A 23,295-nucleotide genomic window follows, 5' to 3' on the forward strand; every position below is an offset into this window, starting at 1 on the left:
ACTTACCACTCCCCTCGGTAATCGTGGTTGTCGCCAACCATCGCGGTCAGGTTCGAAAGCGCGTTCGCGGGCTCCACCGTGTGGCGGCCCGGCTCCTGCGTGCCGGCCTTGGGCGTTTCGCCGCGTGCCAGCGCGTCGAGCACCTTGTCCAGACGCTCGGTGGTCAGATCCTCGTAATTGTCGTCGTTGATCTGAACCATCGGTGCCGATGCGCAATTGCCCATGCATTCCACCTCGGTGAAGCTCCAGAGACCGTCATCGCTGACATGCCCGGCCTTCATGCCACGCTTGTGACAGGCGGTGATCAGATCGTCCGAGCCGCGCAGCATGCAGGGCGTCGTACCGCAGACCTGCACGTGATAGCGGCCCACGGGGACCAGATTGTACATGGTGTAGAAGGTGGCAACCTCGACCACGCGGATGATCGGCATGTCGAGATAGCTCGCGACATATTCCATCACCGGGATCGGCAGCCAGCCCTGCGTGTTGGTGTCGGCGCCGACCTGACGCTGGGCCAGATCGAGCAGCGGCATCACCGCCGAGCGCTGGCGCCCTTCGGGATAGCGCGACACAACAACCTTGGCCTGAGCGGCATTCGCTTCAGTCCAGGCGAAATTCCCCCAGCGCGCGCGCAGCTCGGGGGTATCGGGTTCAAGATGACGATCAGCCATTAGCGGATGAACTCCACGCGAGAGCACTTGTCGCCCTCGAACGAATAGACGGCGATGACCTCGAAAGGCTCGACCAGCGGCGAACCGTCGCTGGCAGGCCCACGCGTCACATATTCGCGCATCAGCACATAATTGCCGATGTCCTGCTTGTGGCGGACTTCGGCGCGGTTTTCCGGCCATTTCACGAAAGCGGCGGCGAGCCCCGTGCGGGTGCCTTCCTTGCCTTCGCGCACCACATCACCGCGATAGCCAGCCTCGCTGGCGTCCTCGGTCATGTAGCTGACATAGAGGTCGGCATCCTGCGCGTTGTACGCGGCAAGCATTGCCTCGGCGGTTGCAAGGTTGCTCAACGGTCGCACTCCCCGAACACGATGTCCATCGCGCCCAGAATGGCGGTGATGTCGGGCAGCATGTGGCCCTTGGTCAGGAAGTCCATCGCCTGCAGGTGGCTGAAGGCCGTCGGGCGGATCTTGCAGCGATAGGGCTTGTTGCCGCCGTCGCTGACCAGATAGACGCCGAACTCGCCCTTGGGGCTTTCCGTCGCCACATAGACCTCACCGGCGGGCACATGGAAACCTTCGGTGTAAAGCTTGAAGTGGTGGATCAGGCTTTCCATCGACTGCTTCATCTCACCGCGCTTGGGCGGCGAGACCTTGCGGTCCTCGCTCTGGATCGGGCCTTCGGGCATTTCAGCCAGGCACTGCTTCATGATGCGCGCCGACTGACGCACTTCCTCGACGCGCACCATCATGCGGTCATAGCAGTCGCCGCTGGTGCCGACGGGAATGTCGAAGTCCATGCGGTCATAGACATCATAGGGCTGCGACTTGCGGATATCCCAGGGGATGCCCGAACCGCGCAGCATGGGGCCCGAGAAGCCCCACTTCAGCGCGTCTTCCTTGCTCACCACGCCGATGTCGACGTTGCGCTGCTTGAAGATACGGTTGTCCACGAAGAGCGAGCAGGCATCGTCGAACAGCTCGACGAAGCGCTTGTCCAGCCACTCGCCGATGTCGACCAGCAGCTTGAGGGGCACATCCTGATGCACGCCGCCCGGACGGAAATAGGCCGAGTGCATGCGGGCGCCCGAAGCGCGCTCGAAGAAGTTGAGGCAATCCTCGCGGATTTCGAACATCCACAGCATGGGCGTCATCGCGCCCACGTCCATCACCTGCGAACCAATGTTCATCATGTGATTGCAGATGCGGGTCAGCTCCGCGAAGAGCACGCGCAGATACTGGGCGCGCAGCGGCACTTCCACGTTCAGCAGCTTTTCCACCGCCAGAACATAGCTGTGCTCCATGCCGAGCGGCGAACAATAGTCCAGCCGGTCGAAATAGGGCAGCGCCTGCAGATAGGTCTTGTGCTCGATCAGCTTTTCGGTGCCGCGATGCAGCAGGCCGATATGGGGATCGATACGCTCGACGATTTCGCCATCCAGCTCGGTGACCATGCGCAGCACGCCGTGAGCGGCGGGATGCTGGGGGCCGAAGTTGATGGTGTAATTGGTGATGATCTCATCGCCGGTGGTCGGCGATTCTTCCAGGACAAGGCCGTTCACTTGGCGTCTCCCTGAGCTTTTTCATCGCCGGGCAGCACGTATTCCGCGCCTTCCCAGGGGCTCATGAAATCGAACTGGCGCAGATCCTGGGCCAGCTTGACCGGCTCATAGACCACGCGCTGCTCTTCCTGCGAGTAACGCAGTTCCTGATAGCCCGTCAGCGGGAAGTCCTTGCGGAACGGATGCCCCTCGAAGCCGTAGTCCGTCAGGATGCGGCGCAGATCGTGGTTGCCCGCGAAGATCACGCCATACATGTCGAAGACTTCGCGCTCCAGCCAGCCGGCGACCGGCCACAGGCCCGTCACGGTCGGCACGGGCGTATGCTCGGCGGCCGAAACCTTGACCAGCAGGCGGTGGTTCGCGGTCAGCGAGAGCAGCATGTAGACCACCTCGAAGCGCTCGGCGCGATCGGGATAGTCCACACCAGCCATCTCCATCAGCTGCTGGTAAGCATGCTGATCGCGCAGGATGGTCAGCGCCTCGACGATCTTGTCGCGCGCGATGGTCAGCACGATCTCGCCATGCTCCTCGCGCGCGGCGATCAGCAGACCAGCCAGCGAGTCGCTCAGCTTGGCCAGCACGCCCTCATTCGAGGACCATTTGGGTGCGGCATGCACAACAGCCATAGTCTTAGCCCCTTAACGCTCGATCGTGCCGGTACGGCGGATCTTGCGCTGCAACTGCATGATTCCATACAGCAGCGCCTCCGCGGTCGGCGGGCAACCGGGCACATAGATGTCCACGGGGACGATACGGTCGCAACCGCGCACCACGCTGTAGCTGTAGTGGTAGTAACCACCGCCATTGGCGCAGCTGCCCATCGAGATCACCCATTTGGGGTTCGACATCTGGTCATAGACCTTGCGCAGCGCCGGGGCCATCTTGTTGCACAGCGTGCCGGCCACGATCATCACGTCGGACTGACGCGGGGAAGCGCGCGGCGCGGCGCCGAAGCGCTCCATGTCATAGCGCGGCATGTTGACGTGGATCATTTCCACGGCGCAGCATGCCAGGCCAAAGGTCATCCACCACAAAGAGCCCGTGCGGGCCCAATGGAAGAGATCTTCGGTGCTGGTGACCAGAAAACCCTTGTCTGACACTTCCTGCGACAGGTCCTTGAAGAAGGCCTGGTCGGGCGGCGTCACGGCGGGCGCCAGCGTCTGGGGGTTCATCAGGCGGCCATTGGCCCCCATGATGGGCTCAAGAGGATTGATGTTGCTCATTCCCAGTCCAGAGCTCCCTTCTTCCACGCATAGATGAAGCCGATCACCAGTTCGGCCAGGAACACCATCATGGTGGCCCAACCGGCCCAGCCGGTCTGCTTGAGGCTGACCGCCCAGGGAAACAGGAAGGCTGCTTCCAGGTCGAAGATGATGAAAAGAATGGCCACCAGATAGAATCGCACGTCGAACTGACTGCGCGGGTCTTCAAAAGTGGGGAAACCGCACTCATATTCCGAAAGCTTGTCAGCTTCCGGCTTATAGGAGCCGGTCAGACGGCCTACCAGCTGGGGCAGGAAAACGAATGCCGATGAGAGTCCCAGCGCGATGACCAGGAAAATCAGAATGGGCAGGTAGTGCGACAGGTCGACCAAGGAGCTGACTCGCATTTGTTTGTGGGTTGAGCGGGCCCTAGTACCGCTTGGCGCCATGCGCAAGTGGCGGAACCACCGCTAGCTGAACGAATATGCAACTTTGCCTCTTGTCCTTTCGTCCACCCTGTCCGACCTAGGGGGAGGAATAGGTATGAATCGCGGAAGCGGCTTTCTGTGGGCTTTGTCACATAATTGCCGCAGTGCATCATTTATGCCTCTCTCCTCTAGGACGTCATACAATCCTGAAAGGCACTGCCCCTCATGGCTGAGAATTCAGATCCCGTCGTCATCCTGTCCTTCGCCCGCACGCCGATCGGCGGGCTCCAGGGGGCGCTGGCCGATGTTCCTGCAACCCAGCTGGGCGCGACCGCCGTCAAGGCCGCTGTCGAGCGTTCGGGCGTGAACCCCGAAGAGATCGACCGTCTCTATATGGGCTGCGTGCTGCCCGCAGGTCTGGGTCAGGCCCCTGCCCGTCAGGCCGGCATTCTGGGCGGCCTGCCCAAGTCGGTTCAGGCCACCACCGTCAACAAGGTCTGCGGCTCGGGCATGCAGACGGTGATCATGGGCTCCGAAGCGCTGGCTGCGGGCAGCGTCGATCTGGTCGTCGCGGGCGGCATGGAAAGCATGACCAACGCGCCTTACCTGCTGAAAAAGCACCGTTCGGGCGCGCGTTTCGGCCATGACACCATCTATGACCATATGGCGCTCGACGGTCTGGAAGACGCCTATGAGAACGCCGCCATGGGCGCTTTCGCCCAGGACACGGCGAACGAATACAAGCTGACCCGCGAGGGCATGGACGATTACACCATCGAATCGCTGCGCCGCGCCAAGGCCGCGATCGAGAGCGGCGCCTTCGCCGAGGAAATCGTGCCTGTCACCATCAAGACCCGCGCCGGCGAAGTGGTGGTCGACACCGACGAGCAGCCCGGCAAGGGCCGCCCCGACAAGATCCCCACCCTGCGCGCCGCTTTCGCCAAGGATGGCACGATCACGGCGGCCTCTTCGTCGTCGATCTCGGACGGCGCCGCCGCCGTGGTTCTGGCCCGCGCCAGCACCGCTGAAGCCAAGGGCCTGAAGCCGGTTGCGCGTCTGGTGGCCACCGCCGCCCACGCGCAGGAGCCGCGCGAATTCACCATCGCCCCCGTCGGCGCGGTGAAGAAGGTGCTCGACAAGGCCGGCTGGAGCATCGACGACGTCGATCTCTTCGAGGTCAACGAAGCCTTCGCCTGCGTCGCCATGTTCGCGATGATCGATCTGGGCATCCCCCACGAGAAGATCAACGTCAACGGTGGCGCCACGGCGCTGGGCCATCCCATCGGCGCTTCGGGCGCGCGCATCATCACCACGCTGCTGGGCGCTCTGCGCAAGCGCGGGCTGAAGAAGGGCGTTGCCGCCCTGTGCATCGGTGGCGGCGAGGCCACAGCTGTTGCTGTTGAATTGATTTAAGAAAAGTAGAACGCAGGGGGCGTTACGCCCCCTGCACCCCCGTTACGTCTTCCGACGAAACGGCAGTGGCGCCGAATTGCAGCGCCCGAACGCTCCACCTGCGCAGCGCCAGGCGCCGCAGGCCTTCAATCATGATCGAAGAGTTGCGCTGGCAAAATCTGCCTGCGGCGCTGCGTGCTTTGCGCATGACCGAACCCATGGCGCAACATAGACATTCATGGGAGCGCGAGGGTGTAACACCCTCGCATTTCCCCCTTTTACCTTAAATCTTTACGGCTGCCCGACACCCCAAAGCCGATCCTGCCGCACGAATCCCACATGCCGGTCGATATCGAGCTTGCACCAGCCATTCCCGCAATCGCCCAGCTTGCCCACGGCGCCCGGGGCGATCTTCCACAGTAGCCCCGCCGAATCGCTGCCGCCCGAGCGCATCTCCGCAGGCGCGCGCCCACGCACGGAGGCCGTGCGCTCATTGCCGAGGAAGTTGATCACCATCCAGCCCCGCACGCCGTCCGGGTCTTCCACGAAGCGCCAGTTTTCCTTGATGCGCAGCACTTTCACCGGAAGGTGGCGGCGGTGGTAGACGAAGCGGATGCCATAATCCTCGCCCGGGCCAACGCGCATGTTCACTTCATCGGCGCGCAGGGACTGCCAATAGGGCGGCTTGCGGTCCGGCGCGGAGGAGAGCGGGGCGGAGCAAAGGGCGCCAATTGCCAGCGAAAGGACGGCAGCGGCGGAGACGAAACGGCGGAATGACATAAGTCGCTTTCTACGCTCAACTGCGCGCAGGCAGCAAGCCCCGACCTAAAGAGCATCCCGCCCCGGCGTAAAGACCGGGGCGGGCGCTGTATCGTTCAGTCGCCGGTCAGGATGCGATCGACGAGCTGCTTCACCGTGGGGGTGAAGTTGTTGGAATAGAACGGGTCCTGCTTGAAGCGATAGGCCGCGTGGCCCGCAAACATCAGGTTCTGTTCCACGTCGCCGCCATGGGCGATGTCCTGAAGCGTCTTCTGGATGCAGAAGCTGCGCGGATCGGCCAGGCGACCGGTCGACCAGTCGTCATGGTCCTTCCACGCAGAGAAACCGCAGTGCGAGAGGCAGCCCATGCAATCGGCCTGATCCTTGCGGATCACGGTGCGCGTGTCGGGGGTCACGAAAACCACCGTATCGTCGGGGGTGCGCAGCGCTTCGGTGTAACCCTGGCCAACCCAGCCCCGCGCGCGTTCGCGGTCGGTGGGCGTCACCCAGAAGTTCTTGCCCTTCACGCCCACGTCGAGCTGCACCGTATGATCGCCCGCTTCCACCTTGGAATAGGGGATCTGGCGCTGGCTGCGAGCCTCAAGGTCCAGCAGGAAGGGGTTCTTCACCGCCGAGGAGTAGAAACCGGTGGGGCTGAACTTGTGAAGCAGCACATCGCCCGGCTCCAGCGTGCGGAGGTGATCCTTCCACGCCTGAGGGATCGGGCTTTCCTCGGTCAGCAGCGGGCGCGTGCCATACTGGAAGACGATGGCGCCCAACTCGGGGTTGTCGATCCAGTTTTCCCACTCGCGCAGATACCAGACGCCGCCGGCCATCACGATGGGCACCGAATCGGGCACGCCCTCGGCGCGCATGGTCTCGCGCAGCTGCTTGACGCGGGGATAGGGGTCCTGCGGCTTGGTGGGGTCTTCGGCGTTGGAAAGGCCGTTGTGACCACCGGCCAGCCAGGGGTCCTCATAGACCACCGCCGCCATCAGATCGGCGACCTTGTGATAGGCGCGCTTCCACAGCGCGCGGAAAGCGCGGCCCGAGGAGACGATCGGCAGGTAATGCACGTTGAAGCGCGCCGCGATCTCGGAAAGCTTGTAGGGCATGCCCGCGCCGCAGGTGACGCCCGTCACCAGCCCGCGCGTCTTTTCCAGCACGCCTTCCAGCACCTGCTGGGCGCCGCCCATTTCCCAGAGCACGTTGATGTTGATCGCGCCCTTGCCGCTGGCAATGTCATAGGCGCGGCGAACCTGCTCCACGGCACCATCGATGGCATAGCGGATCAGTTCGGCATGGCGGCCCTGACGGGTCAGCGCATGATAGATCTGCGGGATGAAATCGCCATTGTCGTCATAGCTGTCGGCATTGACGGCCGAGACCGTTCCGATGCCGCCTGCGGCCGCCCATGCGCCCGAACTCGCGTGGTTGGTGGCGGCAACCCCCTTGCCTCCCTCAACCAGCGGCCAGACCTCCCTACCCCCGTAGAGAATCGGCTGCAAACCCTTGAAACCCATTTGACTTTCTTTCACCCCTTGCCTGTGACAGTGCGCTGGGCCGGAGCTATCCCCATCCGGCAGGCCTGCATCGAGGACGGAGCCGGTAAAGCACCGGCAGCTTCGAATTCCGCGTAATACCCGGAAATCTCCGGCTTGCGAAGGAATTCCGTCAATCGATATCCGACGGCGGAAAATTCGCAGAACAGGCGACCCGGGGCGATACCATGCCCAGCGTGGGGACCGCTGGTGACGACATCGCTGTCCACCACCACAATCCGCCCCCCGGCGCGCAGCGCAGGCCGCAGATACCAGAGGAAGGCATAGGGCTCGGACACTTCGTGGTACATATGGACCATGAAAATGCGGTCAAAACTGTCACGGGGCAAATGCGGATCAGCCTCGGCCCCGTGCTGAATCGAGACATTGTCGAGATTTTCGCGCGCCACGCGATCGCCCAGCGCGGAGAGGCTGGCCGGATCGATGTCCTCGGCCAGCACGCGCCCCTTCTTGCCGACACGCGCGGCGAGGCGCACGGTGTAATAGCCCTCACCCGCGCCGATATCGGCCACGGTCATGCCCGGCGTGATCCGCGCCAGATCCATCACCGAATGGGCTTCGTCCCGGCGATCACGATCGGCTTCGGGGGCGTTTTCGGTGGAGAGCTGTGCGGTCTGATGCTCGGCGCGGGGGAAGCCGCGCGCCTCGGGCGGGCGCCCGGCATCGGGGTCAGCCGGTGCCTGATGGCAGGCTGTCAGCAGAGCCGCTGGCAGCAGCGCCAGCGGCAGCAAGGCAGCGGTGCGCAGGCGCATCAGCGGTGGCCCTGCCCCATCCAGCGTTGCAGCGCCGCGCGGGCAGCCTGAGCGATGCGCGCCTCCGCCGCAGGCGTGATCTCGGCATGAGGGCCATCGACGCGCAGAAAGGCCGTGGCGATCAGCGGCGCATGGCCCGGCGGGCGCAGATAGGCCAGATCGACGCAATAGGCCGGGGCATCGTCATAGGAGGCGGTGCCGGTCTTGTCGCCCGCCCACCAGCCCTGCGGCACGCCCGCGCGGATGCGCTTGAGGCCGGTGGCGCTCTCATGCATCCAGTCGAGCAGCAGGGTGCGGTGGGGCGCGGTCAGCAAAGGGCCCGTCAGCAGCGCGGCGACGGTGTGAGCCATGGCGCGCGGGGTGCTGGTGTTGCGCTCCTCGCCCAGAGGCACGCGGTTGAGGCTAGGCTCATTGGCGTCGAGGCGGGTAACCTTGTCGCCCTGCGCGCGCCAGAAGGCGGTCAGCGCCTCAGGCCCGCCCGTGCGCTCAAGCAGCAGGTTGGCGGCGGCATTGTCGCTGTTGACCACGCTGGCGCGGGCCAGATCCAGCACGCTCATGCCGGTGGAGAGATGCGCCTTTGTGTCCGGCGTATGGCCCAGAGCGGCCACGAAAGCCTCGCCATAGGTCACCATCTGCGTGAGATCGATCCGGCCCTGCTGCGCCAGATGCAGCACATGGGCGGCAAGGCTCAGCTTGAAGGAGGAGCACATGGCGAAACGCTCATCCATGCGCTCTCCAAAGCCCTGCCCCGTGGCCGTATCGAGCAGATAGAAACCCAGCGTGCCCACATCGGCAAGGGCTTCGGCATCCGCCAGCGCAAGGCGCGGGAAAGCCGCCCCGGCGCCCAGCGCCGCGACAACTCCGGCGCCGAACTGCCGGCGGTGCATCATCAATCCACGTCCTCGACGTCGACCTTGTCGCCCGTCACGCGCTGCGACAGGGCCGCGGCCATGAAGGGATCGAGCGCGCCATCCAGCACATCGTCAGGCGAGGTGCTGGTGACGCCGGTGCGCAGATCCTTCACCAGCTGATAGGGCTGGAGAACATAGGAACGGATCTGGTGACCCCAACCGATCTCGGTCTTGGCGTTGTATTCGCTGTTGGTGGCCGCTTCACGCTTGGCCAGCTCGGTCTCGTACAGACGCGCCTTCAGCATGTTCATCGCAGTGGCGCGGTTCTTGTGCTGGCTGCGGTCATTCTGCGAGGCGACGATGATGCCCGAGGGAACGTGAGTGATACGCACCGCCGAATCGGTGGTGTTCACGTGCTGACCACCCGCGCCCGAAGCGCGATAGGTGTCGATCTTCAGATCCGCCGGATTGATGTCGATCTCGATGTTGTCATCGACCACGGGATAGACCCAGATCGACGAAAACGAGGTGTGGCGACGCGCCGAGCTATCATAAGGGCTGATGCGGACCAGACGGTGCACACCGCTCTCGGTCTTGGCATAGCCGTAGGCGTTCTCGCCCTTGATCAGCAGCGTGGCGCTCTTGATCCCGGCCTGTTCGCCCGCGTGGTAATCCACCAGCTCGACCTTGTAGCCATGGCGCTCGGCCCAGCGGGTGTACATGCGCTGCAGCATCTCGGCCCAGTCCTGGCTCTCGGTGCCGCCCGCGCCCGCGTGGACTTCGATGTAGGTGTCGCTGGCATCGGCCTCACCAGCCAGCAGCGCCTGCACCTTGTCGTTATCGGCACGCTCGGCCAGCGCGGCCAGCGTGGAAAGCCCCTCGCCGATGGTGGCTTCGTCGCCCTCCATCTCGCCCAGCTCGATGAACTCGACAGCGTCGGCCATTTCCTGACCGATGTGATTGACGGCGCCGATGCTGGCCTCCAAACGGCGACGCTCACGCATCACCGCCTCGGCTTCCTTGGGATTGTCCCAGAGCTTGGGATCTTCCACGCGCGCGTTCAGCTCGTCAAAGCGGCGCAGCGCACGGTCCCAGTCCAGGAACTTGCGGACGAGCGCCAAAGCAGCCTCAATCCGGTCAATATGGGCCTGGCCCTCGGCACGCATCGTCACTCACTCCACCAGAGTTCAAGCTGTGGCGCGTTAGACTTATTGGCCGCAAAGTAAAGGGGTGGGAGGCAGGAAGGGGGTAAAGCGAGGGGGTTACCCCCTCGCGCTCCCATAACGTCTCCCGACGAGATGGCAGTGGTTCCCGAAGGATGTGCCCCGCCTCTCCACCTGCCCGACCTAAGGCGCCGCAGGCTCAAAAATCGCTGACGCTGTGCCATCGCTCCTGCCTGCGGCGCAGCGACGTTAGCTCCAACGCCGAACCCGAAGCGCCACGCAGACATTAAAGGGAGCGCGAGGGTTATGACCCTCGCATCTTCCCTTCCAAACCCCTTTAATAAACCCCGCCCTGCTCACCTGCAAAATTGCCGGAGGAATCATCATCCTTCTTCCCGGCATTCGCATTGAACCCACGCCGGATCGCATCCAGCAGCTCGGCCCGCTTGGCGGCGATCTGCTCCTGACGCGTTACGCGCGTCGGCTCGGTTTCGGGCTTGAAGGCTTCCCAGATGGTCGCGGCCTTGGCTTCGTCACTGGGATCGCCACCGAAGACGCGCTGGCCCGAGACGCGGTCGATTTTCACCATGCGCACGCCGGGCGGCATCAGGAAGGGCGTGTGATCCCAGCGATCGCGCGTGGCCATCACGAACTGGCGGAAGATCGGCGCCGCGAAGGTGCCGCCCTGCGCGTAGCCGCCCAGCGACTTGGGCTGGTCATAGCCGAGGTAGACGCCGCCCACGATGCTGGGCGATCCGCCCATGAACCACACGTTGGTCGGGCCGCTGGTGGTGCCGGTCTTGCCGAAGAGCGGCAGACCAAGGTCACGCAGCGCCACGCCGGTGCCGCGGGTGATCACGCCCTCCAGCATATGGACCACCTGATAGGCGGTGCGGGCGTCCAGCACCTGACGGCCGCGCTGGCTCAGGCGGGGCATGGGCTTGCCATCCCATTCCGCCATCGAGCAGCCGTTGCAGGCGCGTTCGTCGGCACGCCAGATGACCTTGCCGTTGCGGTCCTGAATGAAGTCGATCAGCGACTGGTCGTGCTGCAGGCCATTGTCGGCAAGCGCCGAATAGGCGTTGACCATCTGTGCCACCGTGGTCTCCCCCGCGCCCAGCGAGAAGGAGAGATAGGGCTGATAGTTGCCGATACCGACGCGCTTGATGGTGCTGACCACCTTGCTCATGCCGGTGTCATTGGCGATGTGGACGGTCATCAGATTGCGCGACTGCTCAAGGCCCCAGCGCATGGTATGGATGCCGCCGCCGCCTTCATTGCCGAAGTTCTTGAAGCATTTGGTGCCAAGGCCGGCGCCCTGATCGACGCAGAAGCTCTGGTCGGGAACCATGGTGGCCGGGGTCATGCCATTGTCCAGCGCGGCGGCGTAAACGAAGGGCTTGATGGTGGAGCCCACCTGACGCTCGGCCTGCGTGGCGCGGTTGAAGCTGTCGAGACCGAAGTCGAAGCCGCCAGCTATGGCCATCACGCGGCCGGTGCCGGGCTGCTCGACCATCATGCCGCCCGAAACGCCGGGGATGATACGCAGCGCATAGGTGCCGTTGCCCGAAGGGGCACTGGCGACCACATCGCCGACATGCACCTGCGAAAGCTCACCGATCAGCGCTGCAGTGCTGCCATCGGTGAAGCCGATCTGGCCATTGCCGCCACCGCGCTTCAGCACCAGGCCGACGCGCCAGTCCTGATAGGCGATGCTTTTGTTGAGGCCGATCAGCTGGCCCTGCCAATGCTCGGGATCGATCTCGATATGGGCGATGGGGCCGTGCCAGCCCTTGCCCGACCAATAGCGCAGAAGACCGCCACGCAAAGCATCCTGCGCCGACTTCTGCAGCTCACTGTCGAGCGAGGTGCGGACCCAGAGGCCACCGGCATAGACGCTGTTGGGGCTGTCCTCGGCGCTTTCGCCATACTGGTCCATCAGGCGGCGGCGGACTTCTTCCACGAAATAGCCGACCGAGGGGTCATAGGTGTCGCGCTTGGGCTGGGCGATGATGCCCAGAGGCTGGGCCTTGGCGGCCTCGGCCTCGGCGGCGGGCACGAAGCCGTTCTTGACCATCTGGTCCAGCACCCAGTTGCGGCGGGCGATGGCCTTGTCGGCGAATTTGGCGCGGCCATAGGTTTCGGGCGCCTTGGGCAGGATGGCGAGGAAAGCGGCCTCATGCAGCTGCAGATCGCCGACATCCTTGCCGAAATAGGCGCGCGAGGCGGCCTGCACGCCGAAAGCCTGACGGCCCAGCGGGATCTCGTTGAGATAGAGTTCGAGGATCTGCTCCTTGCTCAGCACGCTTTCGATGCGGCGGGCCAGCAGCATTTCCTTCAGCTTGCGGCTGACGGAATATTCATTGCCGATCAGGATGTTCTTGGCGACCTGCTGGGTGATGGTCGAACCACCGCGCGCACGCTCGCCCGAGCCGAATTTGGAGGCGTAATCCACCACCGCCTGCCCGAGGCCGATAAAATCGACGCCGCCATGGCTGAAGAAGTTCTTGTCCTCGGCCGACAGGAAGGCGTTGATCATCGGCTTGGGGAAATCGACGAAACGCAGCTGCACGCGGCGTTCGCGGGCATAGGAATAGATGATGCCGCCATCGGCACCGCGCACCATGGTGGGCAGCGGAGGCTGATAGGTCAGCAGGCTGTCGGCGGAGGGCAGGTTGCGGATCACCGTCACCCAGACCAGCGCATAGAGCAGCACCAGAACGCCCAGACCATAGCCGCCAAGGCGCACCAGCCGGCTGCGACCCCATGCGCTGCGCAATCCGCCCATGCCCGGCAGATGCCCAAGGGCACGCCCTGTGCCGCTCAGAGCGCCGCGCAGACGGCCCATAAAGCCCCCGGCCTTGCGGCGGATACGCAGGTGGTGGTCTTCGTCGCGCTCTGGATCGGGCGTGTTGGGCAGGTCAGGCATGATGGCTTTCGAAACTCTGGCCAGAAACTGGCCTCTTACCACAAGCAGGCTTACCGCTGCCCCCTAGCATGGGCAGCGAGCCCAACGCCAGCCCGGCCTTATTGAACTGCCGCAACGCCGCTCTCCCGCGCGAAATAGACGCGGATCGCCTGAGCGGTGGCATCGGCAAAGGCCTCCCGCCCCTCGGGCGAGGCAAGGCGGGCGCTGTCCTTGTCGTTGGAAATATAGCCCGCCTCGAACAGCACGGAGGGGACATCGGGCGATTTCAGCACCACGAAGGCCGCTGACTGCAAAGGTCTGGCGCGGAAGTCGAATCGGCCCTTCCCCTCGCGCAGGGCCAGTTCGGCAAAGCGCGTGGACTGGGCCCCGGCATGGCGCTGCGACAGGTCCACCAGAATGGCGCTGACCGCCGTGCTGGTCCCCGCCAGAGGCACGCCGCTGACCGTATCGGCGCGGTTTTCCCGCGCGGCGATGCGGCTGGCTTCCTGACTGCTGCCCCGGTCCGACAGGGTGTAGAGCGTCGCCCCGCTGGCGTCAGCGGCTTCGGAGCTGTCGGCATGGATCGAGACGAAAAGATCCGCCTTCAACTGCCGCGCGATGCCGGAGCGTTCCTCCAGCATCAGATAGCGGTCGGTGTCGCGGGTCAGTGCCACGCGCACGCCGCCACCGGCCAGCAATTTGTCGCGCAGGGCCAGAGCGAGGGCCAGCGTGATGTCCTTTTCACGCAGGGGATGGCCCTTGTCATCGACGCCCGGCGCGCCGGGATCGTGCCCGCCATGTCCGGGATCGATCACCACCAGCGGACGGCTGGCATCAAGCGGCCCCTGCACCGGCGGCAAGCCCAGCGTGCCCCCGGCAGGCGGCAGCGCGATATGCAGCACATAGGCATGGCCGGCATCGGGCGGGGGCGCGAGAAAACGCGCCGCGCCAAAAGCACCAAGCAACAGGGCGACAGGCGCCAGCAGCACGGCGGCCACCACAAACAGCACGCGCTGCCGCGATGACGGCGGCAAGGGCGCTTCAACCGGATCGCCGGCCTGCTCCCCGATCGGCTCGGCTGCGGGCTCCGGCGGCGCCTCCGCAACCTCTGGGGCGGGAACCGCCTGTTCTTCCTCGCTGGATGTCACCTGAAGCGTTCCGCACCACAACCCGTTTCGGGTCGCAACCCCTTTTTCCTGAACACAGATTAGGCAAGTGCGAGCATCAGCGCAATGGCCCGTGCAACCGCTTGCCCTCCCCCGCTCCGCTCCGCGCCGGGCGCTTGCGAATCGGCGACGTATCGCGCTTGCCCGGAAAGAAAACCAATGCTAGGCATCAAAAAGTCGAAACAGGCTTGCCTGAGGCCGATCCCTTTTACCCACGCCCAACAGGTCCGGGGTAGCTGCGTTGAAAGCCCGCTTGCCGTTTCGCATGGCCCGGAATCCTGTTTTCCCCGGGCCCGACAGGTTGATGCAGGTATGATGAGCCGTTCGATGTCCCGTTCCTCACTGCCCCTTGGGGCGGTGATGGCGTGGGCGTCTGATGGATCGGCAGCAACAGGGTCGCATATCAACACATTCCGGAACGTTATCGTCTTTCAAGACAGCGTCCACGGGATGGTCCTGCCAGAATTTCTTCTGGGTGCCTTTGCGCAGGCCATGAAGCCGCGCCTTTTCTGCCTTGCAGACACGAAAAATGCCGTTGTGCCCGGGCTTTCCGGGTCGCGTCACGGCCTCACCGCCCTTGGCCATGACCAGGTTCACCATGAACCCATTCAGCGCCTCGGGCTTTCCCACTTCGCCGCAGGAAACAGGAGCGCGCCGCGCTCCGCCACAAGCGGCATGTCCATCAATCGCCGCGCCGGAGCCCGACTTGGCCCGCGCGGCTGGAGAGTTTATAATGACAACGCGCATGCTGATCGATGCGCGCCACGCGGAAGAGACCCGGGTGGCGGTCCTCAAGGGCAACCGTATTGAGGAATTCGACTTTGATTCTGCCGATCACAAGCAGATCAAGGGCAACATCTATCTGGCCAAGGTAACGCGGGTTGAACCCTCGTTGCAGGCCGCTTTCGTCGATTTCGGCGGCAACCGTCACGGTTTCCTCGCCTTTTCCGAAATCCACCCCGACTATTACCAGATCCCCAAGGAGGACCGCGAGGCCCTGCTGGCGGAAGAAGCCGCCCATGCCGAGGAAGAGGCTGCCCTGCGCGCCAATTCCGAAGGCGATGAGGACGAAGGCGAGGATTACGCGGACGAAGGCGCCGATGACGCCGGTTCGGTGATCGAGGTCGACACCTCCGAGAAGGACGCCGTCGCCACCATCGAGGCCGGTCACGTTGAAGATGGCTTCGACGACGATCACGCCGCCGAGGAAGATGCCGAGACCGACGGCAACCCGCGTGGCCGCCGTCGCCGTCAGGGCGGCCAGCAGGGCCACCGCGCCAAGCAGGCCGACGAACTGCGCGCCAAGCGCATGGCGCTGCGCCGCCGCTACAAGATTCAGGACGTGATCCACCGCCGTCAGGTGCTGCTGGTGCAGGTCGTGAAGGAAGAGCGCGGCAACAAGGGCGCCGCCCTCACCACATATCTCTCGCTGGCTGGCCGCTACTGCGTGCTGATGCCCAACAGCAGCCATGGCGGCGGCATCTCGCGCAAGATTTCCAGCGTGGCTGACCGTAAGCGTCTGAAGTCGATCATCGCCGAGATGGATCTGCCCAAGACCATGGGCTGCATCGTGCGCACCGCCGGCCTGCAGCGCACCAAGACCGAGATCAAGCGCGACTTCGACTATCTCGCCCGCCTGTGGGACGAGATTCGCGAAGGCACGATGAAGGCCTCGGCCCCGGCACTGATCCATTCGGACAGCGACCTCATCAAGCGCGCCATCCGCGACATCTACAACCGCGAGATCGAGGAAGTGGTGGTCGAGGGCGATCATGGCTTCCATGACGCGCGCGACTTCATGAAGCTGCTGATGCCCAGCCATGCGCGCCGGGTGAAGCACTATGCCGACCCCGTGCCGCTGTTCCAGCGCTATGGCGCCGAGGATCAGCTGACCGCGATGTACGATCCGGTGGTGCAGCTCAAGTCGGGCGGTTACATCGTGATCAACCCGACCGAGGCGCTGGTCTCGATCGACATCAACTCGGGCCGCTCCACCAAGGAGCATGGCATCGAGCAGACGGCGGTCGCCACCAACCTCGAAGCCGCGCGCGAAATCGCCCGCCAGTTGCGCCTGCGCGACATGGCCGGTCTGGTCGTGATCGACTTCATCGACATGGAATATGGCTCGAACGTCCGCAAGGTCGAGAAGGCCATGAAGGAAGCGCTCAAGAACGATCGCGCCCGCATCCAGGTCGGCCGCATCAGCTCCTTCGGCCTGATGGAAATGAGCCGCCAGCGCCTGCGCACCGGCGTGCTCGAAGCCACCACCCGCGCCTGCCCGCATTGCGATGGCACCGGTCTGGTGCGTACCGCCGGTTCGGCGGGCCTGTCGGCGCTGCGTCTGATCGAGGAAGAGGCCGCCAAGGGCAAGGGCACCACGATCACCCTGTTCGCCAGCCAGGAAGCGGCGATCTATGTGCTGAACGGCAAGCGCGCCGATCTGCACGAGATCGAGGCCCGCTACCGCGTCGAGGTGGAAGTGATCCCCGAGGGCGAGAACGAAGGCGCCAAGATGCGCGTCATCTCCAGCGGCCCGCGCAACGATTACGTGCCCACCTTCAGCCCGATCACCTTCGAGGAAGATCTTGAGGATCTGCCCGAGGAGGAGTTCGACGAGGAAGAAGAGGCCATCGAGGCCGCCGAGGACGAGGGTGAAGGCCAGAACGGCCGCAACCGCAAGCGTCGCAAGCGCCGCCGTGGCCGTGGCCGTGACCGCCGCGAGGATGGCACCGAAGCCGCCGCCGAGGAGACCGAGGACGAAAGCGCCGAGGCCGGTGAAGAGGCTGAAGACGCCGGTGGAGACGAGGGCGAGGAAACCACTGCCGTCGAAGCCGGTGATGACCAGGGTGGCCAGCGCAAGCGCCGCCGTCGCGGTCGCCGCCGTCGTGGTGGCCGTGGCCGTGAGGAAGGCGCCGACGTGCAGGCTGGCGAGGACACCGGTGAAGGCGAAGCCGATGTGAGCGAAGAGGCTCCGGTGGAAGCGCCGGTCGCCGCTGAGCCCGCCCCGGTTGAGGCCGAGCCCGCTCCGGTCGAGGCTGAGAAGCCCAAGCCCAAGCGCGCGCCGCGCAAGAAGAAGGTCGTGGAAGCCGCTCCGGTCGTGGAAGCCGCTCCGGTGGTGGAAGAGGCCCCGGCGCCGGTCGAAGCCGAGCCCGCTGCGGTCGAGGCCGAAGCCGAGGTGAAGCCCAAGCCCAAGCGTGCCCCGCGCAAGAAGAAGGTCACCGAGGAGGCTCCCGCCGTGGAAGCCGCTCCCGAAGCGACTGCTGAAGCCCCCGCTGCAAAGGAAGCGAAGCCCAAGCCCAAGCGCGCCCCGCGCAAGAAGAAGGTCGCCGAGGAGGCTCCTGCCGCTGAAGCGGTCGTGGAAGTCGATGCCGCCGTGACCCCGGCCGAGGATGGCAGCGCCGAGGGCGCCGACACCCCGCGTCGCGGCTGGTGGCAGCGCACCTTCGGCTGAGCCGAGGCGTAACTGACAGGAAGGGGCCGGGCCGCCGCAAGGTTGCCCGGCCCTTTTCACGTCCGGCCTTCCCGATGCCTCGGGCAAATGCCCCCGACTTTCGTGGAAGCTTTCGCGGCAGCGCAACAAAGGCGCTTGCCCCCGCCCCATAAGACGGTAGACAAAATGTGCATCAGGGGCCTATGCGGCACCTGACTCGTGTTCGATGGACAGTGGAAGCGACCTATGGCTACCTTTACCCTCCCCGCCAACAGCAAGATCAATGGCAAAGGCCATGTGCACAAGGCGGAGGGCGCGACCCATGTGAAGAAATTCACCGTCTATCGCTATGACCCCGACAGCGGCGAAAACCCCCGCTATGACACCTTCGAGATCGATCTCGACAGCTGCGGCCCCATGGTGCTGGACGCGCTGCTCAAGATCAAGAACGAGGTGGACTCGACCCTGACGCTGCGCCGTTCGTGCCGTGAAGGCATCTGCGGCTCCTGCGCGATGAACATCAACGGTCGCAACGGTCTGGCCTGCACCACCGCCATCGAGGATCTGAAGGGCGATGTCCGCATCACCCCGCTGCCGCATATGGAAGTGATCAAGGACCTCGTCCCCGATTTCACGCATTTCTATGCGCAATACGCCAGCATCCGCCCCTGGCTGCAGACCGTCTCGACCACGCCCTCGGGCAAGGAGCGCCTGCAGAGCCCCGAACAGCGCGAGAAGCTGGATGGCCTGTATGAGTGCATCCTGTGCGCCTGCTGCTCGACCAGCTGCCCCTCCTACTGGTGGAACTCTGACAAGTTCCTGGGCCCGGCAATCCTGCTTCAGGCCTATCGCTGGCTGGCCGACAGCCGCGACGAGATGACCGGTGAGCGTCTGGACGCGCTGGAAGACCCCTTCCGCCTGTACCGCTGCCACACCATCATGAACTGCGCCAACGTGTGCCCCAAGGGCCTTTCGCCCGCACGCGCCATCGCGGAAATCAAGAAGATGCAGGCCGAGCGCCAGATCTGATCACGGCCCGGACGATTTCCACACGGCCAACCTTTGTCAGCGAACCCGATCCGGACAATCCGGGCTGGGTTCGCTGGAATCTTTCAGATCCCACCCGCTATAATGGCGTCACGCTGGGCGATCTGATCCTGAGGCAGGAAGGCGACAAGGTCCGCCTGCGCCTCACCCCTGCCCATCGCCACACCAATCTGCTCGACAGCATTCATGGCGGCGTGCTGCTGGGGCTGGCCGATGTCAGCCTTTTCGCCACCGCGCGCACCCTGCTGGGCGAGCATCTGGCGGGCGGCGTCACGCTGGACCTCTCCTGCCAGTTTATCGGCGCCGGGCGCCTTGGCGCGCCGCTCGATGCCGTGGGCGAGGTGCTGCGCGAAACCGGGCGGATTGTCTTCATGCGCGGGCTGATCGAGCAGGAGGGCGCCACCATCGCCGCCTTCAACGCCGGCTTGCGCAAACCCTCGCAGCGAGTCTAACGAGCGCCATGGCTGGCCTGATCGCACAATATCAATCGCTGATTTCCGCAGAAGAGCTGCGCCCCGATGCCGAGCAGGCCGCTGCCGCCCAGCGCCTCGCCCATCTGCAGGACGAGCTGGAGGCCGCCCCCTCCGGCGGCTTTTTCGGGCGCCTGCTGGGCCGCAAGGCGGCGCCGCCGCGCGGGCTCTACATGTGGGGCGGCGTGGGGCGCGGCAAGTCCATGCTGATGGACCTGTTCCACGACACGCTCGCCATCCCCGAAAAGCGCCGCGTCCACTTCCACGCTTTTATGCTGGAGGTCCACGAGGTGATGCGCGATGTCCGCAAGGGCGAGACCGGCGATCCCATCCCGCAGGTCGCGGCGCGCATCGCCAAGGGCCTGCGCGTGCTGGCCTTCGACGAGATGGTCGTCAACAACTCCGCCGATGCCATGATCATGAGCCGCCTGTTCACGGCCCTGATCCGCGACCATGGGCTGGTGATCGTGACCACCAGCAACCGCGCGCCGAAAGACCTCTACAAAGATGGCCTCAACCGTGAGCATTTCCTGCCCTTCATCGCCCTGATCGAGAGCGATCTGGATGTGCTGACGCTCAACGGCCCGGTCGATTACCGCCTCGAACGCCTCACCGGCATCGCCACCTGGCACATGCCGCTGGGCGAAGCCGCCACCCACCGCGTGCGCGAGGCCTTCTTCCGCCTCACCGACTATCCGCCCGAGGATGCCGCCAATGTGCCCTCGGTCGATCTGGATGTGGGCGGCGGGCGCCTGCTGCATGTGCCCAAGAGCCTGAAGGGCGTGGCCGTTTTCAGCTTCAAGAAGCTGTGCGGCGAGGCGCGCGGGGCCTCGGATTATCTCGCCATTGCGCGGCATTACCACACGGTGATCCTCGTCGGCGTAAAGCGCATGGGGCCGGAAAACCGCAACGAGGCTGCGCGTTTCGTGACGCTGATCGACTCGCTTTACGAGCATAAGGTGAAACTGTTCGTCACGGCGGAGACCTCGCCGGAAGATCTTTATGAGGCAGGCGATGGCCGCTTCGAATTCGACCGCACCATCAGCCGTCTGATGGAAATGCAGAGCCGCGATTATCTGGCGGCCGGGCATGGTGTGGATCACGAGTTGCAGGACTGAAAGGGATTGAAACAGGGGGCGTTACGCCCCCTGCACCCCCGTTACGTCTTCCGACGAAACGGCAGTGGCACCCGATCCTTGCGCCCGACCTCTCCACCTGCACGACATAAAGCGCCGCAGGCCTTTAACCCATAGGCTGTGCCCGGAATTCCTGCCTGCGGCGCAGCAAACTTGCGCCTTGGCCGAACCCGATGCGCCCACGCTGACACATCATGGGAGCGCGAGGGTGTAACACCCTCGCATTTCTCTTTTTCTTCCCTTCTGCTACCTTCCGGCGAAACAGGGAAAGGACGCGAACACATGATCGTCACCACCACCGAAAACATTGCCGGATATCGCACCACGCAATCGCTGGGACAGGTTTTCGGCGTGGTCGTTCGCAGCCGGGGTCTCGCGGGTAATTTCGTGGCGGCTTTGCGCACGATCATCGGCGGTGAGATCAAGGAATATTCCGCTCTGGTGGAGGACACCCGCCGCCATGCTCTGGACCGGCTGGTCAACAATGCGCGGGCGATGGGTGCGGATGCGGTGGTGATGATGCGCTTCGATTCCGGGCAGATCGGGCAGGCGATGAATGAGGTCGTCGCTTATGGCACGGCGGTGAAGATCGAGCCCCTGTGATGAGGCTGGTGTAATGCGCCCGGTCGCGGGCCTTCTGGCGCTGTCTCTGGCGGGATTGCTGATCGCGGCGGCGCTGGGCTGCTGGCAGGTCTGGCCGCTGGGGGTGATGGGCACTTTGCTGGCGCTCTCGGTGCTGGTGGAGCGGCGCTATCGGCGGCGGCCAGAGCTGCCGGAGACCGGTTGGGAACCGACCTCCGAGAAATTCCTTGATGAGGACACCGGGCAGGTCATGCAGGTCTGGTATCACCCCGGCACCGGCCAGCGCGACTATCGGCCCGGCTAAACCAGCCCGAGGTGGGTCAGCGAGCGATCCAGTTGCAGCAACTGCCAAAGCAGGCGCGAGTGGTCACTGGTGCCCGCGATATGGGCCTGAGCCGCACGATCGATGGCCGCACTGTCGAACCAGCCTGTACGGGACAGGGCGCCGCCTTGGGCGATACCCCTCGCCGCGCCCGCCAGAGGCCCCCGGAACCATTGCGCGATGGGCGTGACGAAGCCCTGCTTGGGGCGGAAGAGGATGTCCTCGGGCAGTTGGGGCTTCATCGCCTGCTTCATCAGCCATTTGCCCTGCGTGCCGCAAATGCGCATACCCTCGGGCAGACCTGCGGCAAATTCGATCAGGCGGTGGTCCAGCAGAGGCTCGCGCGCTTCCAGCGAAACCGCCATGGAAGCTCGGTCCACCTTGGTCAGAATATCGCCCGGCAACCAGAATTTGAGATCGGCATATTGCGCGGCATCCAGCCCGGAGCGCGCCGGGCCCTGTTCCATCAAGTCGATAAAGGGTTGCTCGGCGCGGTAATCCCCCCGCTGGCGGCGATAATCATCGCTGTAGAGCCTGTTCCGCAGTCCCGGTCCCGTCACCGAGATGGCGCTGGCGTAAGCCTCCGCCGAAGAGCCCGCCAGCGACAGCAGCGTCGTCTTGGCGCGCAGCGGGCGCGGGGCCCAGTCGGCCTTGGGGTAAAGCCGCCCGGCCAACCCAAACAGCGGCGCGCGTAGGGCAGAAGGCACCAGCCCCCTCACCCTATCCTCACCATGCTGGAAGCGGTGGCGCCGGTAACCGGCGAAGGCCTCATCCGCACCATCGCCCGACAGGGCCACCGTCACGCTTTCGCGTGCGAGCTGGCAGACGCGCCATGTCGGCAGGGCGCTGGCATCGGCGAAGGGTTCGTCGAACATGGCCGCCAGATGATCCACTGCCTCGAAATCATCGGGGCTGACGATGCGGCTGACGTGGTCGGTGTTGTAACGCTTCGCCACCTGCTCGGCATAGCCGGTTTCATCCAGCGCCTTCACATCGAAGCCGATCGAGCAGGTCCGCACCGGATGGCCGCTTTCCTCGGCCATCAGCGCAACCACGCTGGAGCTGTCCACCCCGCCCGAGAGGAACGCCCCCAGAGGCACATCCGCAACCATCCGGCTTTTCACCGCAGAGCGCAGCAGATCGGCCAGTTCGGCGGTCAGATCGGCTTCGCTGCCCTTGTGGCGCTCGGCAAAACTCACATCCCAATAGGCTTGGGGCGCGGGCACCGGAGCGTCATGGCTGAGCAGCAGCACATGGGCGGCGGGCAGCTTGCGCACCCCGGCCAGAATGCAGCGATGATCGGGCACATAGCCCCAAGCCAGATAATCCTCGACGGCCAGCGGATCGATCCGCCGCTCCAGCGCGGGGTGGGCGATCAGCGCCTTCAGTTCCGAGGCAAAAATCGTGCTGCCATCGGCCAGCTCAGCCAGATAGAGCGGCTTCACCCCCAGCCGGTCGCGCGCCAGCAGCAGCTGCCGCCGGTCCAGATCATAGAGCGCAAAGGCGAACATGCCCGAAAAGCGGCTGACGCAATCCACACCCCAGCGCTGATACGCGGCCAGAATGACCTCACTGTCGCCGTCGGTGTGAAAGTGCGCGCCCTGCTCGGCCAATTCGGCGCGCAGCTCACGGTAATTGTAGATCTCGCCGTTGAAGACCAGCATGGCCCGGCCATCGGTGGACGCCATGGGCTGGGGCGAACCGGCAATATCGATGATCGAGAGCCGCCGATGGCCCAGCGCCACCGCGCCGCCCTCCCACACGCCATAGCCGTCTGGCCCGCGATGGGCGATGGCATCGCACATGGCGCGCAGCACATCGGCATCGGCCCTGCCCCGCGCTTCCTTGTGAAAAATGCCTGCTATACCGCACATAAGAAACCTCTTTTCGCGG

Annotated in this window: 20 protein-coding genes and 1 pseudogene; 7 read left to right on the plus strand and 14 right to left on the minus strand. The window is 64.6% G+C overall.

Annotation, left to right across the window (positions count from 1 at the left end; genetic code table 11):
• Positions 1 to 2 precede the first annotated feature (2 nt).
• The 6 genes and pseudogenes from nuoE to HGK27_RS12910 all read right to left on the minus strand — a co-directional run bounded on the left by nuoE (position 3) and on the right by HGK27_RS12910 (position 3,826).
• Positions 3 to 671, minus strand: a complete 669-nt coding sequence (nuoE, locus tag HGK27_RS12885; protein WP_206241060.1) for an NADH-quinone oxidoreductase subunit NuoE — start codon at positions 669 to 671, stop codon at positions 3 to 5.
• Positions 671 to 1,021, minus strand: coding sequence for a nuclear transport factor 2 family protein (locus tag HGK27_RS12890; RefSeq protein ID WP_068089119.1), 351 nt, complete (start codon positions 1,019 to 1,021; stop codon positions 671 to 673). The genes nuoE and HGK27_RS12890 overlap by 1 nt, the downstream gene beginning before the upstream one ends.
• Positions 1,018 to 2,232: an NADH-quinone oxidoreductase subunit D gene (locus tag HGK27_RS12895; protein ID WP_206241062.1), complete on the minus strand. Its 1,215-nt coding sequence runs from the start codon at positions 2,230 to 2,232 to the stop codon at positions 1,018 to 1,020. Before HGK27_RS12895 ends, HGK27_RS12890 begins: the two co-directional genes overlap by 4 nt.
• A 14-nt stretch (positions 2,233 to 2,246) precedes the next feature.
• A pseudogene (locus HGK27_RS12900) lies at positions 2,247 to 2,858 on the minus strand (NADH-quinone oxidoreductase subunit C); the annotation flags it as partial.
• Between the two features lie 12 nt (positions 2,859 to 2,870).
• Entirely contained in the window at positions 2,871 to 3,425 is a 555-nt protein-coding gene (locus tag HGK27_RS12905) for a NuoB/complex I 20 kDa subunit family protein (RefSeq protein WP_068089213.1), read from the minus strand.
• A 26-nt stretch (positions 3,426 to 3,451) separates the two neighbouring features.
• Entirely contained in the window at positions 3,452 to 3,826 is a 375-nt protein-coding gene (locus tag HGK27_RS12910; protein WP_068089128.1) for an NADH-quinone oxidoreductase subunit A, read from the minus strand.
• A gap of 261 nt (positions 3,827 to 4,087) precedes the next feature.
• On the opposite strand from HGK27_RS12910, the gene HGK27_RS12915 reads away from it, so the two are divergent.
• The gene (locus HGK27_RS12915) at positions 4,088 to 5,275 is read left to right on the plus strand and encodes an acetyl-CoA C-acyltransferase (RefSeq protein WP_206241065.1); all 1,188 of its coding nucleotides are present in this window, start codon (positions 4,088 to 4,090) and stop codon (positions 5,273 to 5,275) included.
• Between the two features lie 270 nt (positions 5,276 to 5,545).
• Here HGK27_RS12915 and HGK27_RS12920 read toward each other — a convergent pair whose 3' ends face one another.
• From HGK27_RS12920 to HGK27_RS12950, 7 genes are all read right to left on the minus strand, one after another.
• On the minus strand, positions 5,546 to 6,034 hold the full coding sequence (locus HGK27_RS12920) for an SH3 domain-containing protein (protein WP_206241067.1): 489 nt from the start codon (positions 6,032 to 6,034) through the stop codon (positions 5,546 to 5,548).
• Positions 6,035 to 6,129: 95 nt separating this feature from the next.
• Positions 6,130 to 7,536, minus strand: a complete 1,407-nt coding sequence (locus tag HGK27_RS12925; RefSeq protein ID WP_206241069.1) for an NAD(P)H-dependent flavin oxidoreductase — start codon at positions 7,534 to 7,536, stop codon at positions 6,130 to 6,132.
• A gap of 11 nt (positions 7,537 to 7,547) precedes the next feature.
• The gene (locus HGK27_RS12930; protein ID WP_206241070.1) at positions 7,548 to 8,327 is read right to left on the minus strand and encodes a class I SAM-dependent methyltransferase; all 780 of its coding nucleotides are present in this window, start codon (positions 8,325 to 8,327) and stop codon (positions 7,548 to 7,550) included.
• The gene (gene bla, locus HGK27_RS12935; protein ID WP_206241071.1) at positions 8,327 to 9,217 is read right to left on the minus strand and encodes a class A beta-lactamase; all 891 of its coding nucleotides are present in this window, start codon (positions 9,215 to 9,217) and stop codon (positions 8,327 to 8,329) included. The genes HGK27_RS12930 and bla overlap by 1 nt, the downstream gene beginning before the upstream one ends.
• A complete protein-coding gene (gene prfB, locus HGK27_RS12940) occupies positions 9,217 to 10,344 on the minus strand; it encodes a peptide chain release factor 2 (protein WP_206241073.1) in 1,128 nt (375 codons plus the stop codon). Before prfB ends, bla begins: the two co-directional genes overlap by 1 nt.
• A 334-nt stretch (positions 10,345 to 10,678) precedes the next feature.
• Positions 10,679 to 13,270 (minus strand): penicillin-binding protein 1A, encoded by a 2,592-nt coding sequence (locus HGK27_RS12945; protein ID WP_407674615.1) that lies wholly within the window; start codon positions 13,268 to 13,270, stop codon positions 10,679 to 10,681.
• 98 nt (positions 13,271 to 13,368) lie between these two features.
• Complete coding sequence (locus tag HGK27_RS12950; protein ID WP_241127115.1) at positions 13,369 to 14,397, minus strand: N-acetylmuramoyl-L-alanine amidase family protein; 1,029 nt, start codon at positions 14,395 to 14,397, stop codon at positions 13,369 to 13,371.
• Between the two features lie 751 nt (positions 14,398 to 15,148).
• On the opposite strand from HGK27_RS12950, the gene HGK27_RS12955 reads away from it, so the two are divergent.
• The 6 genes from HGK27_RS12955 to HGK27_RS12980 all read left to right on the plus strand — a co-directional run bounded on the left by HGK27_RS12955 (position 15,149) and on the right by HGK27_RS12980 (position 21,384).
• Positions 15,149 to 17,866 carry an Rne/Rng family ribonuclease gene (locus HGK27_RS12955; RefSeq protein ID WP_206241074.1) on the plus strand — a complete coding sequence of 906 codons (2,718 nt, stop codon included), beginning with the start codon at positions 15,149 to 15,151 and terminating at the stop codon, positions 17,864 to 17,866.
• A gap of 225 nt (positions 17,867 to 18,091) precedes the next feature.
• Positions 18,092 to 18,874, plus strand: a complete 783-nt coding sequence (locus HGK27_RS12960) for a succinate dehydrogenase iron-sulfur subunit (protein ID WP_068089147.1) — start codon at positions 18,092 to 18,094, stop codon at positions 18,872 to 18,874.
• Complete coding sequence (locus tag HGK27_RS12965; RefSeq protein WP_322099033.1) at positions 18,802 to 19,344, plus strand: PaaI family thioesterase; 543 nt, start codon at positions 18,802 to 18,804, stop codon at positions 19,342 to 19,344. The genes HGK27_RS12960 and HGK27_RS12965 overlap by 73 nt, the downstream gene beginning before the upstream one ends.
• Positions 19,345 to 19,352: 8 nt before the next feature.
• Entirely contained in the window at positions 19,353 to 20,480 is a 1,128-nt protein-coding gene (zapE, locus tag HGK27_RS12970) for a cell division protein ZapE (protein WP_206241075.1), read from the plus strand.
• A gap of 300 nt (positions 20,481 to 20,780) precedes the next feature.
• The gene (locus HGK27_RS12975; RefSeq protein WP_206241076.1) at positions 20,781 to 21,101 is read left to right on the plus strand and encodes a heavy metal-binding domain-containing protein; all 321 of its coding nucleotides are present in this window, start codon (positions 20,781 to 20,783) and stop codon (positions 21,099 to 21,101) included.
• Positions 21,102 to 21,114: 13 nt separating this feature from the next.
• The gene (locus HGK27_RS12980) at positions 21,115 to 21,384 is read left to right on the plus strand and encodes a hypothetical protein (RefSeq protein WP_206241077.1); all 270 of its coding nucleotides are present in this window, start codon (positions 21,115 to 21,117) and stop codon (positions 21,382 to 21,384) included.
• On the opposite strand, the gene HGK27_RS12985 is transcribed toward HGK27_RS12980, so the two are convergent.
• Entirely contained in the window at positions 21,381 to 23,276 is a 1,896-nt protein-coding gene (locus HGK27_RS12985; protein WP_206241078.1) for an XrtA/PEP-CTERM system amidotransferase, read from the minus strand. The genes HGK27_RS12980 and HGK27_RS12985 overlap by 4 nt on opposite strands.
• Positions 23,277 to 23,295 lie beyond the last annotated feature (19 nt).

It is taken from the genome of Novosphingobium terrae (assembly GCF_017163935.1).
Taxonomy (GTDB): Bacteria; Pseudomonadota; Alphaproteobacteria; order Sphingomonadales; family Sphingomonadaceae; genus Novosphingobium; species Novosphingobium terrae.

Coding starts and splice junctions, on each gene's coding strand:
- HGK27_RS12975 (WP_206241076.1), top strand. CDS start 20,781: ATGATCGTCACCACCACCGAAAACATTGCCGGATATCGCACCACGCAA.
- HGK27_RS12945 (WP_407674615.1), bottom strand. CDS start 13,270: ATGCCTGACCTGCCCAACACGCCCGATCCAGAGCGCGACGAAGACCAC.
- nuoE (WP_206241060.1), bottom strand. CDS start 671: ATGGCTGATCGTCATCTTGAACCCGATACCCCCGAGCTGCGCGCGCGC.
- prfB (WP_206241073.1), bottom strand. CDS start 10,344: ATGCGTGCCGAGGGCCAGGCCCATATTGACCGGATTGAGGCTGCTTTG.
- HGK27_RS12960 (WP_068089147.1), top strand. CDS start 18,092: ATGGCTACCTTTACCCTCCCCGCCAACAGCAAGATCAATGGCAAAGGC.
- HGK27_RS12915 (WP_206241065.1), top strand. CDS start 4,088: ATGGCTGAGAATTCAGATCCCGTCGTCATCCTGTCCTTCGCCCGCACG.
- HGK27_RS12925 (WP_206241069.1), bottom strand. CDS start 7,536: ATGGGTTTCAAGGGTTTGCAGCCGATTCTCTACGGGGGTAGGGAGGTC.
- HGK27_RS12930 (WP_206241070.1), bottom strand. CDS start 8,327: ATGCGCCTGCGCACCGCTGCCTTGCTGCCGCTGGCGCTGCTGCCAGCG.
- HGK27_RS12905 (WP_068089213.1), bottom strand. CDS start 3,425: ATGGGGGCCAATGGCCGCCTGATGAACCCCCAGACGCTGGCGCCCGCC.
- HGK27_RS12985 (WP_206241078.1), bottom strand. CDS start 23,276: ATGTGCGGTATAGCAGGCATTTTTCACAAGGAAGCGCGGGGCAGGGCC.
- bla (WP_206241071.1), bottom strand. CDS start 9,217: ATGATGCACCGCCGGCAGTTCGGCGCCGGAGTTGTCGCGGCGCTGGGC.
- HGK27_RS12955 (WP_206241074.1), top strand. CDS start 15,149: ATGACAACGCGCATGCTGATCGATGCGCGCCACGCGGAAGAGACCCGG.
- zapE (WP_206241075.1), top strand. CDS start 19,353: ATGGCTGGCCTGATCGCACAATATCAATCGCTGATTTCCGCAGAAGAG.
- HGK27_RS12980 (WP_206241077.1), top strand. CDS start 21,115: ATGCGCCCGGTCGCGGGCCTTCTGGCGCTGTCTCTGGCGGGATTGCTG.
- HGK27_RS12920 (WP_206241067.1), bottom strand. CDS start 6,034: ATGTCATTCCGCCGTTTCGTCTCCGCCGCTGCCGTCCTTTCGCTGGCA.